16 protein-coding genes and 1 pseudogene are annotated in these 14,327 nt (G+C 72.6%); 6 read left to right on the top strand and 11 right to left on the bottom strand.

Annotation, left to right across the window (positions count from 1 at the left end):
* Positions 1–40: 40 nt before the first annotated feature.
* Genes GA0070624_RS24710 through GA0070624_RS24695 form a run of 4 tightly spaced genes read right to left on the bottom strand, consistent with a single transcriptional unit; the run spans position 41 to position 3,330 of the window.
* Positions 41–667, bottom strand: coding sequence for a response regulator (locus GA0070624_RS24710; RefSeq protein WP_091345126.1), 627 nt, complete (start codon positions 665–667; stop codon positions 41–43).
* On the bottom strand, positions 664–1,944 hold the full coding sequence (locus GA0070624_RS24705; protein WP_091345125.1) for a sensor histidine kinase: 1,281 nt from the start codon (positions 1,942–1,944) through the stop codon (positions 664–666). The genes GA0070624_RS24710 and GA0070624_RS24705 overlap by 4 nt, the downstream gene beginning before the upstream one ends.
* A gap of 4 nt (positions 1,945–1,948) precedes the next feature.
* On the bottom strand, positions 1,949–2,404 hold the full coding sequence (locus GA0070624_RS24700; protein WP_091345124.1) for an ABA4-like family protein: 456 nt from the start codon (positions 2,402–2,404) through the stop codon (positions 1,949–1,951).
* Positions 2,401–3,330 carry a hypothetical protein gene (locus GA0070624_RS24695; RefSeq protein ID WP_091345122.1) on the bottom strand — a complete coding sequence of 310 codons (930 nt, stop codon included), beginning with the start codon at positions 3,328–3,330 and terminating at the stop codon, positions 2,401–2,403. The genes GA0070624_RS24700 and GA0070624_RS24695 overlap by 4 nt, the downstream gene beginning before the upstream one ends.
* Positions 3,331–3,664: 334 nt before the next feature.
* Between GA0070624_RS24695 and GA0070624_RS24690 the strand changes: the two genes are divergently transcribed.
* Positions 3,665–4,903 carry an esterase-like activity of phytase family protein gene (locus GA0070624_RS24690; protein ID WP_176731855.1) on the top strand — a complete coding sequence of 413 codons (1,239 nt, stop codon included), beginning with the start codon at positions 3,665–3,667 and terminating at the stop codon, positions 4,901–4,903.
* Between the two features lie 48 nt (positions 4,904–4,951).
* Here GA0070624_RS24690 and GA0070624_RS24685 read toward each other — a convergent pair whose 3' ends face one another.
* Complete coding sequence (locus GA0070624_RS24685) at positions 4,952–6,001, bottom strand: zinc-dependent alcohol dehydrogenase family protein (protein ID WP_091345119.1); 1,050 nt, start codon at positions 5,999–6,001, stop codon at positions 4,952–4,954.
* A 32-nt stretch (positions 6,002–6,033) separates the two neighbouring features.
* Between GA0070624_RS24685 and GA0070624_RS24680 the strand changes: the two genes are divergently transcribed.
* Entirely contained in the window at positions 6,034–6,270 is a 237-nt protein-coding gene (locus GA0070624_RS24680) for a hypothetical protein (protein ID WP_245718965.1), read from the top strand.
* Between the two features lie 74 nt (positions 6,271–6,344).
* Here GA0070624_RS24680 and GA0070624_RS24675 read toward each other — a convergent pair whose 3' ends face one another.
* Positions 6,345–7,598, bottom strand: a complete 1,254-nt coding sequence (locus GA0070624_RS24675; RefSeq protein ID WP_091349721.1) for a hypothetical protein — start codon at positions 7,596–7,598, stop codon at positions 6,345–6,347.
* A 117-nt stretch (positions 7,599–7,715) separates the two neighbouring features.
* On the opposite strand from GA0070624_RS24675, the gene GA0070624_RS24670 reads away from it, so the two are divergent.
* From GA0070624_RS24670 to GA0070624_RS24660, 3 genes are all read left to right on the top strand, one after another.
* Positions 7,716–8,255, top strand: a complete 540-nt coding sequence (locus GA0070624_RS24670) for an RNA polymerase sigma factor (RefSeq protein ID WP_245718964.1) — start codon at positions 7,716–7,718, stop codon at positions 8,253–8,255.
* On the top strand, positions 8,248–8,967 hold the full coding sequence (locus tag GA0070624_RS24665) for a hypothetical protein (RefSeq protein ID WP_091345115.1): 720 nt from the start codon (positions 8,248–8,250) through the stop codon (positions 8,965–8,967). The genes GA0070624_RS24670 and GA0070624_RS24665 overlap by 8 nt, the downstream gene beginning before the upstream one ends.
* 106 nt (positions 8,968–9,073) lie before the next feature.
* Positions 9,074–9,586: a hypothetical protein gene (locus GA0070624_RS24660; RefSeq protein WP_091345114.1), complete on the top strand. Its 513-nt coding sequence runs from the start codon at positions 9,074–9,076 to the stop codon at positions 9,584–9,586.
* Here the strand turns inward: GA0070624_RS24660 and GA0070624_RS35990 are convergent.
* The 3 genes and pseudogenes from GA0070624_RS35990 to GA0070624_RS24650 all read right to left on the bottom strand — a co-directional run.
* A pseudogene (locus GA0070624_RS35990) lies at positions 9,583–9,749 on the bottom strand (IS481 family transposase); the annotation flags it as partial. The gene GA0070624_RS24660 and the pseudogene GA0070624_RS35990 overlap by 4 nt on opposite strands.
* Positions 9,750–9,835: 86 nt before the next feature.
* Positions 9,836–10,273 (bottom strand): VOC family protein, encoded by a 438-nt coding sequence (locus GA0070624_RS24655; RefSeq protein WP_091345112.1) that lies wholly within the window; start codon positions 10,271–10,273, stop codon positions 9,836–9,838.
* A gap of 1 nt (position 10,274) precedes the next feature.
* Entirely contained in the window at positions 10,275–10,859 is a 585-nt protein-coding gene (locus tag GA0070624_RS24650; RefSeq protein WP_091345110.1) for a DinB family protein, read from the bottom strand.
* A gap of 61 nt (positions 10,860–10,920) precedes the next feature.
* Between GA0070624_RS24650 and GA0070624_RS24645 the strand changes: the two genes are divergently transcribed.
* Positions 10,921–11,880, top strand: a complete 960-nt coding sequence (locus GA0070624_RS24645) for a helix-turn-helix transcriptional regulator (RefSeq protein WP_091345108.1) — start codon at positions 10,921–10,923, stop codon at positions 11,878–11,880.
* Positions 11,881–11,935: 55 nt separating this feature from the next.
* Here the strand turns inward: GA0070624_RS24645 and alc are convergent, their stop codons facing one another.
* Both alc and allB read right to left on the bottom strand, forming a co-directional pair.
* Complete coding sequence (gene alc / locus GA0070624_RS24640; protein ID WP_091345106.1) at positions 11,936–12,967, bottom strand: allantoicase; 1,032 nt, start codon at positions 12,965–12,967, stop codon at positions 11,936–11,938.
* Positions 12,964–14,292, bottom strand: coding sequence for an allantoinase AllB (gene allB / locus GA0070624_RS24635; protein ID WP_091345104.1), 1,329 nt, complete (start codon positions 14,290–14,292; stop codon positions 12,964–12,966). The genes alc and allB overlap by 4 nt, the downstream gene beginning before the upstream one ends.
* Positions 14,293–14,327: the final 35 nt, after the last annotated feature.

Raw genomic sequence — 14,327 nt, 5'->3', positions numbered from 1 at the left:
CAGGATCTTCCCCACTGTACTTTCGTCACCGCCCGTGCCGTCAGACGCCGCAGGCGAACAGGGCCAGTCGTACCCGGTTCGGACTGCCGGTCTTGGTCATCAGGCTGGTGATGTGGGTCTTGACCGTGGTGACGCCGATGTGGAGCCGGTCGGCGATCTCCGTGTTGGACAGGCCCTCGGCGACCAGGTTCAGCACGTCCTGTTCGCGGGCGGTCAGTCCCTGGGTCGGCCGCGGCGTCTCGGCGCGGGCGTGCACCGCGCGCTGGACCAGGCGCCGCAGCACCTCCTGGCTGAACAGGCTGTCGCCCGCGGCGGCCCGGCGGACGCCGTCCAGCAGGTCGGCGGGCGGTGCGTCCTTGAGCAGGAATCCGCAGGCGCCGGCGGTCAGGGCCGGATAGAGGTGGTCGTCGTCGCCGAACGTGGTCAGCACCAGGACGCGGGTGGCGGGGCGGTCGGCAAGGATGCGGCTGGTTGCGGTGATCCCGTCGACGCCGGGCATGCGCAGGTCCATCACGACGACGTCGGGGATGAGCCGCGCGGCGAGGGAGATCGCGTCGCGGCCGTTGTCGGCCTCGCCGACGACCTCGATGTCGGGCTGGGCGTCGCAGAGCATGCGCAGGCCCGCGCGGATGAGGTGCTGGTCGTCGACCAGCAGGAGGCGGATCACGCCGGCTCCGGCGCGCGCGGCCCGGGCGAGACCTCGCGTTCGCGGGCCGACGAGGCCGGCGGGCCGGCGGGCGAGAGGGGAGGAGCCGTCGGCGCGGAGGCGGGCGCGGGGACCGCGGCCGGGAGGACCGTGCGAACCCGCCAACCCGCACCGGTCGGACCCGCCTCCAGTTGACCGCCGAGGACTTCGACGCGCTCGCGCATGCCGGTGATGCCGTGGCCGCCACCGGACGGCACCGCCGCCGGCACCCATCCGCGCCCGTTGTCCGAGACCTCCCAGTGCACGGCCCCGTCGACCACGGACACCGACAGCCGCGCCAGCGCCGACGTGCCGGCATGCTTGGCCACGTTGGTCAGCGCCTCCTGGGTCAGGCGCAACACCGCCAGGCCCCGAACCGCATCGAGCGAACCCACCGCCGGGTCGATGTCGGCCTCCACCATGACGCCGGCTTGGCGGGCCCGATCGACCGCCGCGCCGAGTGCCGCCGGAAGCGCCGACGGCTCGATCGCGGTCAGCGCGGCGTCCCCGGGTACCCCATCGGGGTTGCGCAGCACTGCCACCAGCCGGCGCAGATCCGCCAGGGCTGCGCTGCCCGTCCCGTGCACGTCGTCGAACACCTCGCCCACTCGCGGATCCAGGTCCGTGAGCACGTGCCGGGCCACGCCGACCCGCAGCACCATCGACGCCACGTGATGCGCGACCACATCGTGCAGCTCGCGGGCGATGGCGCTGCGTTCGTCGGCGCGCGCGGCGCGACTCTCCGACTCGCGTCGGAGCTGCTCCTCCGCCGCCCGCTCCTCGGCCTGCCGGCCGAGTTCCCGGGTGGTCCGGATGACCAGACCGAGCAGCAGCGGCACGCCGACCTCGACAATCAGCCCGAAGACGCCGGAGACGAACCGTCCGAACGGATCGCCGATCGAGTCGGTCAGGTCGACCGCGGCCAGCAGCCCGGCGGCCAGCCAGATGGTCCGCGGTCGGCGCGCCCACATGGTCAGCTCGAGCAACGCCCAGCTGGCGCCCACCTGATTGATCGTCGCGTCGTCGATGAGGCGGAAAGCGACCGCCAGCAGCGCGGCCTGCCCCACCAGGTTGACCAGGGGCCGACGGTGGAACACCAGCGCGACGGCGAACGCGAGCACCGCGAGGACCCACTGCGTGCCCGTCGGCGAGCCTTCGCCCTGGGTGCCGAAGACCAGATAGCCGACGCCGCTGAGGTCGAGCAGCACCATCCGCACGAGCGTGTCCCGCGCGTCGAACAGTCGCCCCATCCACCCCATGGCTTCAGCCTAGGCGTTGCGGTTCGACGGCAGGAGCCGCCGCCGTTCGGGCCCACCTGGTGCGGACGGCGAGGTAGGCGGCCAGGCCGAGCGGCCCGAACAGGATCGTCAGCATCAGCACCGGAGCCATGATCAGCGCCGGCACCCCCCGTTCCCGGCTGTCGAGCCACGCCCACCGTCCGACGAACAGGTCGAACGCGATCATGTGCGCCCAGGCCGCCGCCGCGCCGTCCGCGGTGCCGAGCAGGCCGCGCACGCCGTCGAGGGTCGGCGACATCACGGCCGGCAGCACCTCGCCGAACGCCGGGAGCACCAGCGTCGCGTAGAGCACCAGGCCCGGCAGCACGATCAGCGGCGACCTGATGATGCGGGCGGTCCTGGACCAGTGCGGCAGCAGGATCATCAGCGCCCAGAACGGCGCGGCCACCGCGAACGTCAGCGTGAACAGTTCCCCCGTCATGCGGCCAGCGCCACTTCCGGGTCGCGCCGGCGAGCCACGACCACGCCGGTGGCAGTCGTGGTCGCGACCACCAGGGCCGCCACGGCGGCCAGCGTGAGCGCGTCCGGACGCAGCAGCGGCTGCCCGCGCAGTGCCTGCCAGGTGAACAGCATCGTGAGTACGCCGTGGGCCCCGCCCGCGACGACCAACAGCCGCACCCGGGTGCGCTCGTCCAGCCACGTCCCGAGGAGCCGGTTCAGCAGGATCGCCAGGATCGGCAGCGCCTGCAACGCGTGCAGTCCCACGAAGTGCCCGATCCGCAGATCCCCGCCGGTGGTGCTCCAGCCGACCAGCGGCAGCCCAGGCCCGCCGTCCGGTACACCCACGCTGTGCGCCCCGGCGATCCCCTCGATGCCCGGGTCCTGCCTGGGCAGCACCATCGGTACCGCCGCCAGCATGCCCAGCAGGGACAAGCCGAGCCCCCACCCGACCGCATACGCGGCGACCCGGTCCGCGATCGGCTGACGCAGCACCACGACCCCGATGATGAAGTGCGCGGTGAACAGCACCATGATCGACGCGCCCATCACCTCCCACAGGGCGGCGTTCAGCGGGGTGGTCTCGTTGTAGTGGCTGGTCGTGCCGCGCAACACCTGCCCGACGATCACCACCATCTCCACCACCGACATCGCGACGATGACCGTGCCCGCCCACTCCGCGATCCGGCTGCGTCGGGGCAGCAGCGAGAGCATCCAGGCGAGGGTGGTGCCGTACAGCACGAAGGACACGGAGAACTTGAACGGCTTGAGCCAGATAGGCACGCCGGTGAGGACGCGCGGGTCGGCGACGATGCCGACCGCGGCGACGACGGCTAGCACCGCCATCGCCGATACGAAAACCATCAATGGGCGGTGCCAGTGTGCCGCCCGGCGCAGCGCGGTAGTCATGCCTGTAGATGCTGGTGAACCGGTCCCCGGACGGCGCCCGACCGCAGGCCCCGGTTGCGGCCAGCGGTCGGAGCGTCGCCTCCTACCCGGGTAGGAGGCGGAATACGTGGATCTGGCGGCCTGGCGGGTCGACAGTGCACGGGACGGTGATCAGGAGTGGACCGAACTTTCGTCCACGCAATGACGTCGTTGAGCGGATGGCCAGGCGCTCCGACCTGGGTCAGGCTGGATGTCGAGCCGGTCCCGTGTGGGCGTCGGGCCTCGGCAACGCGTACCCGGGACACGGGCTTGCGCATGCTCAGCAGCGGTTCAGCACCGTGCAGAGGAGCCGATGATGGCCAAGCAACTGTCCATATTCATCGCCGCCGCAGTCGCGACGGCGGTGGCGATCCCCTCCGGTGGCGCGTACGGCGACGACAATGGACGGACACAACCAACCCTGCTCGGTCGCGCCGTCCTGCCGGTCGAGACGTACGCCCCCGGTCCGCCCGCCGGGGCACTCCGGCCTCCCGGGACCGTCAACGGGATCACATTCCCGCTGCCTTCGCAGCCGGTCGAGGGGTTCTCGGCGATCGTCACCGGCCGACACCCAGGGGAATATCTCGCCATGCCGGACAACGGGTTCGGCGACAAGGCGAACTCGAAGGACTTTCTGATCCGCGCCTACTACATCCGACCGGACTTCAAGACCGCCAATGGTGGGAGCGGCGAGGTCCACGTCGATCTGAACGAGTTCATCCAGTTCCGCGACCCCGACGGTCTGATCGGCTTCCCGATTGTCAACGAGGGGACGACCGAGCGGTCGCTGACCGGCGGCGACATCGATCCCGAGTCCCTCCAGCGCGGCGCTGATGGGGACTTGTGGGTCGGCGACGAGTTCGGGCCCTGGCTCCTGCACTTCGACGCCACCGGCAAACTGCTCGACCCGCCCTTCGCGGCTCCGGGCGGCCTGCGGTCGCCCAACAACCCCCACCTCGGTGGAGCGGCGGCAACGCAGCCGAACAGCCGCGGCTTCGAGGCCATGGCGATCAGCCCGGACGGCAGGTACCTGTACCCGACGCTGGAGGGGGCCACGGTCGCCGAACTCGGTACCACGCGGCGCCACGGCTTCGAGTTCAGCGTGCGCGACGAGGCCTTCACGGGGAGAACCTGGCTGTACCAGACCGAGCAGCCCGGCTACTTCGTGTCAGACGTGGCGGCCCTCGACCGGCACCACCTCGTGGTGATCGAGCGCGACGGCGGCCTCGGGCTGAACGCGCTCTTCCGCAAGGCGTACGTCGTCGACCTCATCGATGTCGATGCCGGCGGGTCCCTCGTGAAGACGGAGGCCGTCGACCTGGCGGCCGTGCCCGACCCGGACCTGGTTTCCCTGCCCCCGGTCCACAGCGGCGACGTCGGACTCGGCAACCCGTACCGCGTGACGTGCGAGTCGATCGAGGCCATCCACCAGATCGCCGGCGACCGGTTGCTGCTCGGCTGTGACAACAACTTCCCCAACACAGGCCGCAACCCCGGCCGCGCGGACGACAGCGAGTTCATCGTCGTGAAGGTGCCCGGCCTCCGCAGCGAGTAGCACCCGACACAGGTGAGGGGCCGTCCCGGAAGATCGAGACGGCCCCGCTCACCGGGGGTGGATGAGGCACATTCCGCCGGAGGCGGGCCGGTCCATCGTGGCCAGCGCGTCGGGCACCTCGGCGAGGCCGACGGTGCGGGTGATCAGCTCGGCGGGGCGCAGTACGCCGGCGGTGACCAGCCGGAGCAGCTCCGGGTAGGCGTGCGCGGGCATGCCGTGGCTGCCCCGCAGCTCCAGTTCGAACGCGATCACGCGGTCCATCGGCAGGGCCGGGCGGCCCTGGGCGGCGGGGAGGAGTCCGACCTGCACGTGCCGTCCGCGCCGCCGCAGGCTTTCGATCGACGCGGTGCAGGTGGCGTGACTGCCCAACGCGTCGAGCGACAGGTGGGCGCCGCCGCCGGTCGCCTCCCGAACGGCCGCGGCCACCGCGTCGGGTCCGGTGAGCGCGCTGCCGTCCAGGCAGACCGTGGCCCCGCAGCTTCTGGCCAGCTCGAGCGCGCCGGGGGCGACGTCGACCGCCACCACCTGCGCGCCGCACGCCGCCGCGATCATCACCGCGGAGAGCCCCACCCCGCCGCAGCCGTGCACCGCCACCCACTCGCCCGCGGCGACCCGCCCCTGGCTGACCACGGCCCGGAACGCCGTGGCGAAGCGGCAGCCGAGCGCCGCCGCGGCCGGATGGTCCAGCTCATCGGGGAGCCGAACCAGGTTGACGTCGGCGTTCCGCACCGCCACGTACTCCGCGAACGAGCCCCAGTGGGTGAACCCGGGCTGCGTCTGCCGCTCGCAGACCTGCTGGTCGCCCGCCAGGCAGGCCGGGCACTGCCCACACGCGCAGACGAAGGGCGCGGTGACCCGGTCGCCGGGCCGCCAGCCGCGTACGCCGGCGCCGACGGCCGTGACGACGCCGGCGAACTCGTGGCCGGGGACGTGTGGCGGGCGGATGTCGGGATCGTGTCCCTGCCAACCGTGCCAGTCGCTGCGGCACAACCCGGTCGCCTCGACGCGGATGACCGCGCCCCCGGATGGCGGCACCGGATCCGCAACGTCGCGGACCTCGGGGCGGGCACCGAACTCGTCGAAGATCACGGCACGCATGCGCCGCATCCTCACACGCCACCGACCGGCCGGTGCGCCCACCCCCGCCGATCGTCGCCGCCGACGCCGACATGGCGCCGCCCAGCCACTCCGTCGAAGTCTTCAACCTGCTCGACGGCGGTCTGCGCGACGGCGGCTGGATTGGCGAGGGCCGGCCGAAGGGTGGTCACGCGCTCGCGATCCTGCCCGGGCTCACCCACTACACCATCTTCAGCTCGCCGTTGTTCGCCGCGGCAGCCCTCGCCTTCCTCGACGACGAGCAGGGCTGAACGAAGCGGAAGGCGCGCCGGGCGCGTGGCCGGGCGATGCGGGAGGTGGCCTACTCGCTCGTCATCAGGTCGGGTCAGGCGTGTCCGGCCAGGCCTCGTACGACCACCAGTCCGGGCACGGCGGCGCGGCCGAGTTCGGCGCCGGTGGCGGAATCGTGCCAGCTCACGGCATCGGTTTGGCCCATGTAGAGGCGCTTGCCGTCGGGGCTCAGTACGAGGCCGGCGACGGGCTCGCGGACCGGCCACTCGGTGGCAAGGGCGAGGCGCTTGAGATCCATCGTGCGCACCACCGTGCCGGCGCCGATGAGGAGGCGGTCGCGGTCGGCAACAGCGTGTCCGGCCCCGGTGCCCTTGGCCAGCGTGGCCGTCCGGCGTACCGTCAGCTCCTCCGTGGAGATCTCCGCGACGTTGCCCGAGGTGACGTCGGCGACGAAGAGCCGGCCTCCGTCGGGGCTGATCGCCATGGCGTGACCGCTCGCGGGCGCCTCCCCGAACGGGTGCGGCAGGTCGATGCAGTACGCCCATCGCGAGGCGAGGCTCAGCGTGTGGACGAATGCGTGTATGTTGCCCGACCGCCCGCTGATCAGGTTGCGGGTGTGCTGGTGGTCGGGCTGATGGGTGTAGAGCGTGTAGAGGGTGGTGCGATCCGGCGCGAGGACGGCTTGGCGTCCGTCGCCGCGCATCTCCTCCTCGGCGCCGGGCGGGATCGGCGTCTTGGTACGGGTGTTGAGCGGGCCGGGCGCCTTGCTGGCGAGATCGACAACGCGCACCCGGTAGCGGTCCGGCGCCATCGCCGGGAGCCACTCGAGGACGAAAAGTCCGGCGAGGTCCTCGGTGAACGCTTCCGGCACGAAGTTGCCCGGCAGCTCCAGCCGCTGCTGGACCCCGGCGACGTCGGCGATCAGCACCGGAGTTACGTCCCGCCCATCCGGGCGCCCCGTTGTGGCACTCACCGCGTTCGACGTGAGCGCGACCTTCGTACCGTTGGCCGAGACCGCCCGCGGCAGCCAGCGTCCGCGCAGCTTGACCCGAGCGGAGGTGCGGCCCGTTGCGGTGTCGATCCGCCAGAAGGCGGAGTCGGCGCCGTCGGGTGCGGTCGCATAGATCGCCAGCCCGTCGGCGGTGGCGACGGAGTGCGGGATCGTCAGCCGACCGGCGCCACGCAGTACGCCGAGCCCGTCGTCGACCTCGACGAGCAGTGCGTCGGGAATCGTGACGGTCGGGGCCGAGTTCCGGCTCCGGACTGGATCGCAGCCGACCAGCGCGGCGGCGCCGGTACCGGCGAGCACGGTCAGCATGGTGCGCCGCGAGATTGTCGTCGTTGCCATCATGCCCGATTGACACCGTCGGGCCCGCCGGGGTTCCGCCCGAGGCATGGAACTCGCACGGCGCAGGCGGTGTCATGAGTTTGGTCCCCACCGGAGGTTTCCCTGGACGACGAAGAGTTGGTCATCCGCGCTCGGGCAGGTGACCTGGAGGCTTATGAACTCCTGGTTGCCCGGCACACCGCGTCCGCGTACCGGACGGCGGTGCTGCTCGGCGCGGGCTCGGACGCGGAGGACGTCATCCAGGAGGCGTTTGTGAAGGGATACCGCAAGCTCTCCCGCTATCGGGGAGAGTCGTCCTTTCGGTCATGGCTCCTGGCGATCGTGTCCAACGAGACCCGCAACCTGCACCGCTCGCGCAGCCGGCGCGACGGACTCGTCCTGCGCGCCGCGGCGGCGAGCCCGAAGTCGGAGATCGCCGAGGATGACGCGGTCGCTGGCGTCCTGGCCGCGGAACGTCGGGCCGCGCTGGTGCAGGCCCTGCGCCTGCTGCCGGCGAAGGATCGTGAGGTGATCGTCTGCCGATTCTTCCTCGATCTCAGCGAGGACGAGACCGGGACGATGTTGGGATGGCCCCGGGGCACGGTGAAGTCGCGGACGTCCCGGGCCCTGGTGAAGCTGCGTGGCCTGCTCCAGGTCGAGGAGGTGCGCCATGGATGACCTCGAAAGGGAGTTGCGCGACCTCTCCGCCTGGCTGCAGACGCCAGAACCGCCCGACGTGACCGCCCGCGTACGCGCCCAACTCACCGCGCCCGTGCCCAGGCGACGCCGGTGGCGCTTCTACGTCGCCGCGGCGCTGGTCGCTCTGCTTGTTGCGGTGCTGCCGCCGGGGCGGGCCGCCCTCGCCGACGCCGTGGCGGGGCTGCTGCGCTTCGCCGGCGTCATCATCACCATGTCGCCCGAACCGGCACTGCCCACCGGCACTCCGTCGGCGTTGCCGTCGCAGCGGCCCACTGTGCTGGATGAGGCGCAGCGGCGGGTGCGCTTCCCGATTCGCCTACCGGCGAAGCTGGGACCGCCCGAGCAGGTGCTGGTCGCCGACGCCGATGGCACGGGCACCTATCGAGTGGCGACGCTGCTGTACCGCGGAGGCGCGCTGCGCATCGATGCCTTCGACGGTCGTCTCGACCCGGTCTTCCAGAAGCAGGCCAGCGGGCCGGGGGTGGACTGGGTCCAGGTCAATGGTGATTTCGCCGTCTGGATCGGCGGCCCGCACCCAGTAGCCTATGTGGATCGCGCGGGCACGCTCCGCGTGGAGACCGCGCGGCTGGCCGCCTCGACCCTGATCTGGCAGGAGGCTGGCGTGAGCTACCGGCTTGAGGGTGACCTCACCAAGCTCGAGGCGATCGAGATCGCCAGCTCGCTGAATTAGGGGAGGGGACTCGCACCGGTAACGGGAACCAGGAGGGCCCTGCCCGGTGTCCTGATGGTGTGCGGCAAGAGTCCGGCAGGCACGACGCTTATCCGGAAGGCGCGAGATGGGTTCATGGGGCAGGTTGTTGCTGGGGTCGGTGGTCCTGCTGGCGGGCTGCACAACCGCGGGCCGGTCCGCCGCGCCGGTCGGCGCTCCGGCCACCACGGCCTCGGCGAGCGCCGCGACAGGCTGCGGCTCGCGGGTGGAGCAGGGGTCCCTGCCCGACTGGGCGGACGCCGGGTTCGGCCGGGACGCCCGGATCCCGCACGTCCTCGGCGCGAGGGGCGAGATCGCCGCGGTGTTGTTCGGCTACCCGCTGTCGCAGGCCAGAGACGACGGGTCCAACAACAAGATCCTGTGGGTGTCCCGTCCGGCCACGACGCCGTCCGACCCGACGTCGCCGGCCACCCTGGTGATCACCGCGACCCTGGATGGCGCCGACACGCAGGTGACCAGGGAGGTCACCGGTGGTCCGGGCCCATCGATCATCGACATGCCGCGGGCGGGCTGCTGGCACCTCGAACTCCGCTGGTCCGGACGCACCGACACGATGGACCTCGTCTACGCCGACGGTTAGGTGTACGAGGGCCGGACGTTAGTGACACCGCTCCGGAGTCGTGATGCGGGCGGCTGGCCATCTGCTCCGCTGTGGGTCGATGGTGGTTGTAGTGGATGTTCCAGATGTCAATGGCGGCGGTGCGCTCGTCCTCGCTGGCGAACTCGCGGGCGTAGCGGACCTCTCGCTTCTGGTCGCTGTTGCGGCCGTGGACGCGCCAGCCGCCCCCGTCGGGGACCGCTGATGCCGCCGGCCCCGCCGCGCGGCTGATCAATCGAGGCAGAACTCGTTGCCCTCGGGGTCGGCCATCACGATGTGACCGGCGCCGAGCGGGGGAGCGGGCTCGTAGCGCCTGAGCCGGGTGGCGCTGAGGGAGACGAGCCGCTCGGCCTCCGCCTCCAGGGCCGCCATCCGCGCGTCGCCCTCGAGCCCGGGGGCGGCTCGCACATCGAGGTGCACGCGGTTCTTGGCCTGCTTGCGCTCCGGCACCCGCTGGAAGAACAGCCGCGGCCCGGAACCCTCGGGGTCGACCACCGCCGAGGCGTCGTTGCGCCTCTCGGGCGGCACGCCCATCGCCTCCAGTGCCTGCTCCCACGACTCGAAGCCCTTGGGCGGATCCTGCAGCTGGTAGCCGAGGGCCTCGCCCCAGAACGCCGCCAACCCGGCCGGGTCGGCGCAGTCGAAAGTGATCTGAACGTCGCGGGCCATCTCAGCTCGCCTCCAGTCGGGTCTGCTGGTGATTGTGCAGGTAAAGGTCGCGGAGCAGGCACACCTCGGCCAGATGGTGGACCAGCTCGCGGTTGATGTGCAGCACCAGCGCGGCCAGAGGACGCTCGGCGTACGGTCCCTCCGCCTCCCCGCACGGGCGGGCGAGGCCGGTTTCGCCGAGGGACTCGACGCCGGCCAGCCACGTGGCGTATTCCGCGTCGAGCTGGGCCAACGCCCCGGTCGCGGTCGCGGCGTACTCGAACGACCGGTAGTCGGTGGGCGGGCGACCGAAGTGCGCGGCGTTGCGCACCGCGAGCACGCCGACGATCACGTGCCCGAGCCGCCAGGCGATCGTCGTGAGCGGTGGCGGGTCGGGCTGCGGCATCGCGAAGTCGATGGTCATCGCGCCGGACCCGGCCTGTACCGGTGCGGCGCCGGTGCCGCGCGGGCGCACGCTCCAACAGCCGGGCGTCGGCTCCCAGAAGTACTCGTCGTCGGTGAGTCCGTCGAGGCGATCGCGCAGCTGGTTGGTCCAGTGCCCGGCGAACTGGTCTCGGAGCAGCGGGTTCCAGGTCTGGTCGGTCATGCTTCCAGCCTCCCGCATATAGCGGACAGGATCGTTCCTAGATCTGTGGAACGATGAGCGGGTGACCGTCGAGGCGACGACCGAGCGGGTGCTGCGGTTGCTGGGGCTGCTGCAGCGGCGGCCGTCCTGGACCGCCGCCGAGCTCGCCGGCGAGCTGGGGGTCACCGACCGCTCGGTGCGCCGCGACGTGGAGCGACTGCGCGCGCTCGGCTACCCCGTGCACGCGACGGCGGGCGTCGGCGGCGGCTACCAGCTCGGCGCGGGCGCCCGGCTGCCGCCGCTGCTCCTCGACGACGAGGAGGCGATCGCGACGGCGGTTTCCCTGCGGTTGGCGTCGGGGGGCACGGTCGCCGGGGCGGGCGAGGCGGCACTGCGGGCGCTCGCGAAGCTCGACCAGGTGATGCCGTCCCGGCTGCGCGCCGAGGTGCGGGCGGTGCACGGCGCCACCGATACCCTTGTCGGCCCCGGGGTCGAGGTCGACGCGGAGCTGCTGGTGACGCTCGCGCGGGCCTGTCGCGACGCCGTGCGGGTGCGGTATCGGTACGCCGGCCGCGACGGCGGGGAGCGCGAGCGCACGGTCGAGCCGGTGCGGATGGTCACCACCGGCCGCCGCTGGTACCTGATGGCCCGGGACGTCGACCGCGACGACTGGCGCACCTTCCGGCTGGACCGGATGCGCGAGGTGGTGGCGACGACCTGGCGCTTCCGGCCGAGGGAGCATCCGGACCCGGTCGCCTACGTGCAGCGGTCCGTGACCGAGGCGCCGTACCGGTATCTCGCCCGGGTGCGGGTGCACGCCCGACCCGACCGGGTGCGGGAGCTGGTGCCGCCCCAGGTGGGGCGCGTCGAGGACGATCGCGACGGGTGGTGCGTGCTCGTCGTCGGCGGGGAGAGCCTGGACTGGCTCGCCGTGCACGTGGCCCGGCTGGGCTTCGAGGCGGAGGTGCTGGAGCCTCCGGAGCTGCGGGAGGCGATCGTCCTGCTCGCCCGCCGCCTCGCGGCGATGGCCGGGACCGGCTGACGAACCCGGTCCCTAGGCCTCGCCGAGCGGGTCATCGGCGGCGAGGAACCGCTCATCATCCTCCGGGCGATGGCCGGGGGACAGCATGCCGCCAGCGTGCCAGGGCCGCGAGGTCGTCGGCGTCGACCACCCCGTGCAGGCGCAACCGCGCCATCCCACCGTCGGGGAAGACGTCCAGCCGTACGTGCGTCGCCACCGCGACGTCGTCGAGCGGGAACCGGTGCCGGGTGTCCGGTTGCAGCCGGGTGCGCGGCAGCAGGTCGAACCAGGCCGAAGGGTCGTCCGGGTCCGCCGTCCGCGCGTCGATCCCGCGCAGCGTCGCCGCGTCCGGGGCGTTGCCCTTGAAGTGCGTGGTATCCAACTCGGCGAGGCGGACCCGGCCGGGCGCGGCGAGCTGCACCACGATCCAGTCGTTGCCGCCGTCACGCCGCCGAGCCGTCTCCCAACCGTCGCCCATCACCCGGGCCAGACCCGGCGCGATGAGCTGGTGCGGTGCGCCGTAGAACCCGTTGCTGCACCCCACCACCCGCCCGCCGTGCTCCAGCGCCGCGAGGTCCAGCCGGCCGTCGGGCCACAAGCGCGGATCGGGTACGACCACCCCGTGCACCCGCAGCCGCGCCACGCCGCCGTCGGGGTAGATGGACAGCCGTACGTGGGTCACCCGGCGTTCGTGGCTGACCGGGAAGGCGTTGCGGGTGTCCCCGGCGAGCGGCGCGCGGGGCAGCAGCGTCGACCAGTCGGCGCGGGCCAGCTCGGCGGGGCTCGGGTAGCCCGCCACGTGACACCCCTCGACCGAGGCGTACGGCGGGTAGTTGCCGGTGAAGTACGAGGTGTCCACCACGATCCCGTGGACGACACCCGGAGCACCCAGCCGGACGACCGCCCAGTCGTGGCCGGGCTCCCGCCGCCGGCGGGTCTCCCAGCCGTCGTACACCTGGCCCTTGGGGCCGAAGGTGCCGGCGACGAAAGCCGGCGGTTCGGTGGTGACCAGGTTGTCGCGCGCCGCGAAGAACTCGTCGTTGGCGTCGACCACACCACCGCCGAGCAGGCGGGATGCGAGGTCCGGCAGCACGGTGAAGTCGCTCATTCGCCACTCCTGTCCAGCAGCCGCCCCTGCGGTGGTCCGCCCGGGGTGACGGGCACGCCGCGCAGCCAGGTGGCCCGGACGACGCCGGTGAGCACCTGACCGGCGTACGGCGTGGTCGGGTGCCGGTGGTGCAGGGCCGCCGGGTCGACAGTGAACGGCGCCTCCGGGTCGAACGCGACCAGGTCGGCGTCGCAGCCGACGGCGATGCGTCCCTTGCGTCGCAACCCGACCAACGCGGCCGGACTCGTCGCCATCCACCGCACCACGTCGGTGAGCGGGTGGCCGCGCCGCCGGGCCGCCGTCCACACGACCGGCAGGCCGAGCTGCACCGACGCGATGCCGCCCCACGCCGCCGCGAAGTCACCGGTGTCGCCACATTTCAGCGCCGGGGTGCAGGGGGAGTGGTCGGAGACCACGCAGTCGACGAGGCCCGCCGCGAGCCCCGCCCACAGCCGCTCCCGGTTGCCGGACCCGCGGATCGGCGGACAGCACTTGAACTCGGTCGCCCCGTCCGGCACCTCGTCGGCGGCCAGCGTCAGGTAGTGCGGGCACGTCTCCGCGCTCACCCGCACGCCGGCCGCCCTCGCCTGCGCCAGCAGCGGCAGCGCGTCGGCGGCGGACAGGTGCAGGATGTGCACCCGCCCGCCGGTACGCCGCGCCACGTCGACCACCGCGCCGACCGCCCGCCGTTCGGCGGCCGGCGGGCGGGAGCTCAAGAAGTCGGAGTAGCGCCGCGAGGCGGGCGGGTCGGCCACCTCGGTCGGGTCCTCGGCGTGGACGACGTACAGGGCGTCCACCGCCTCCAGCGCCTCGGCCAGGCCGGCGGGGTCCAACGGCGGGAACTCGGGCACCCCCGAGTCGATCAGGAACGCCTTGAACCCGAACACCCCGGCGGCGTGCAGCCGCGGCAGGTCACCGGCGTTGCCGGGCACCGCGCCGCCCCAGAAGCCCACGTCGACGTGGATCTGCCCGGTGGCCGCCGCCCGCTTGACCGCCAGCGCGTCGACGGTGACCGTCGGCGGCAGCGAGTTGAGCGGCATGTCGACGATCGTGGTGACCCCACCGGCCAGCGCCGCCCGGGTGGCGCTGGCGAACCCCTCCCACTCGGTGCGGCCGGGCTCGTTGACGTGCACGTGCGTGTCGACCAGGCCGGGCAGCAGCGTCACCTCACCCAGGTCGTGGCCGCCGATTGCGTCGTACTCCTCGATCGCCGCGATCCGCCCGGCGCGGACGCACACCGCAGCCGGCCGCGGCCCGTCCGGCAGCACCGCCCGCCGCGACCGCACCACCAGGTCGTAGCCGCCCGGCTCACTCCTCGCGCTCACAGTGCTGCCTTTCGTTCGCGACTGCGGGGCTCGCA

Source organism: Micromonospora rhizosphaerae, assembly GCF_900091465.1.
GTDB lineage: Bacteria > Actinomycetota > Actinomycetes > Mycobacteriales > Micromonosporaceae > Micromonospora > Micromonospora rhizosphaerae.
Note: the sequence above shows the minus strand (reverse complement) of the source record. Positions and strands in the feature narration are given on the sequence as shown.

Bases quoted from the DNA above. Each gene is read 5' to 3' on its own strand.
- GA0070624_RS24705 (WP_091345125.1), bottom strand. From the start codon at position 1,944: ATGGGGTGGATGGGGCGACTGTTCGACGCGCGGGACACGCTCGTGCGG.
- GA0070624_RS24700 (WP_091345124.1), bottom strand. From the start codon at position 2,404: ATGACGGGGGAACTGTTCACGCTGACGTTCGCGGTGGCCGCGCCGTTC.
- GA0070624_RS24695 (WP_091345122.1), bottom strand. From the start codon at position 3,330: ATGACTACCGCGCTGCGCCGGGCGGCACACTGGCACCGCCCATTGATG.
- GA0070624_RS24690 (WP_176731855.1), top strand. From the start codon at position 3,665: ATGGCCAAGCAACTGTCCATATTCATCGCCGCCGCAGTCGCGACGGCG.
- GA0070624_RS24685 (WP_091345119.1), bottom strand. From the start codon at position 6,001: ATGCGTGCCGTGATCTTCGACGAGTTCGGTGCCCGCCCCGAGGTCCGC.
- GA0070624_RS24675 (WP_091349721.1), bottom strand. From the start codon at position 7,598: ATGGCAACGACGACAATCTCGCGGCGCACCATGCTGACCGTGCTCGCC.
- GA0070624_RS24665 (WP_091345115.1), top strand. From the start codon at position 8,248: ATGGATGACCTCGAAAGGGAGTTGCGCGACCTCTCCGCCTGGCTGCAG.
- GA0070624_RS24660 (WP_091345114.1), top strand. From the start codon at position 9,074: ATGGGTTCATGGGGCAGGTTGTTGCTGGGGTCGGTGGTCCTGCTGGCG.
- GA0070624_RS24655 (WP_091345112.1), bottom strand. From the start codon at position 10,273: ATGGCCCGCGACGTTCAGATCACTTTCGACTGCGCCGACCCGGCCGGG.
- GA0070624_RS24650 (WP_091345110.1), bottom strand. From the start codon at position 10,859: ATGACCGACCAGACCTGGAACCCGCTGCTCCGAGACCAGTTCGCCGGG.
- alc (WP_091345106.1), bottom strand. From the start codon at position 12,967: ATGAGCGACTTCACCGTGCTGCCGGACCTCGCATCCCGCCTGCTCGGC.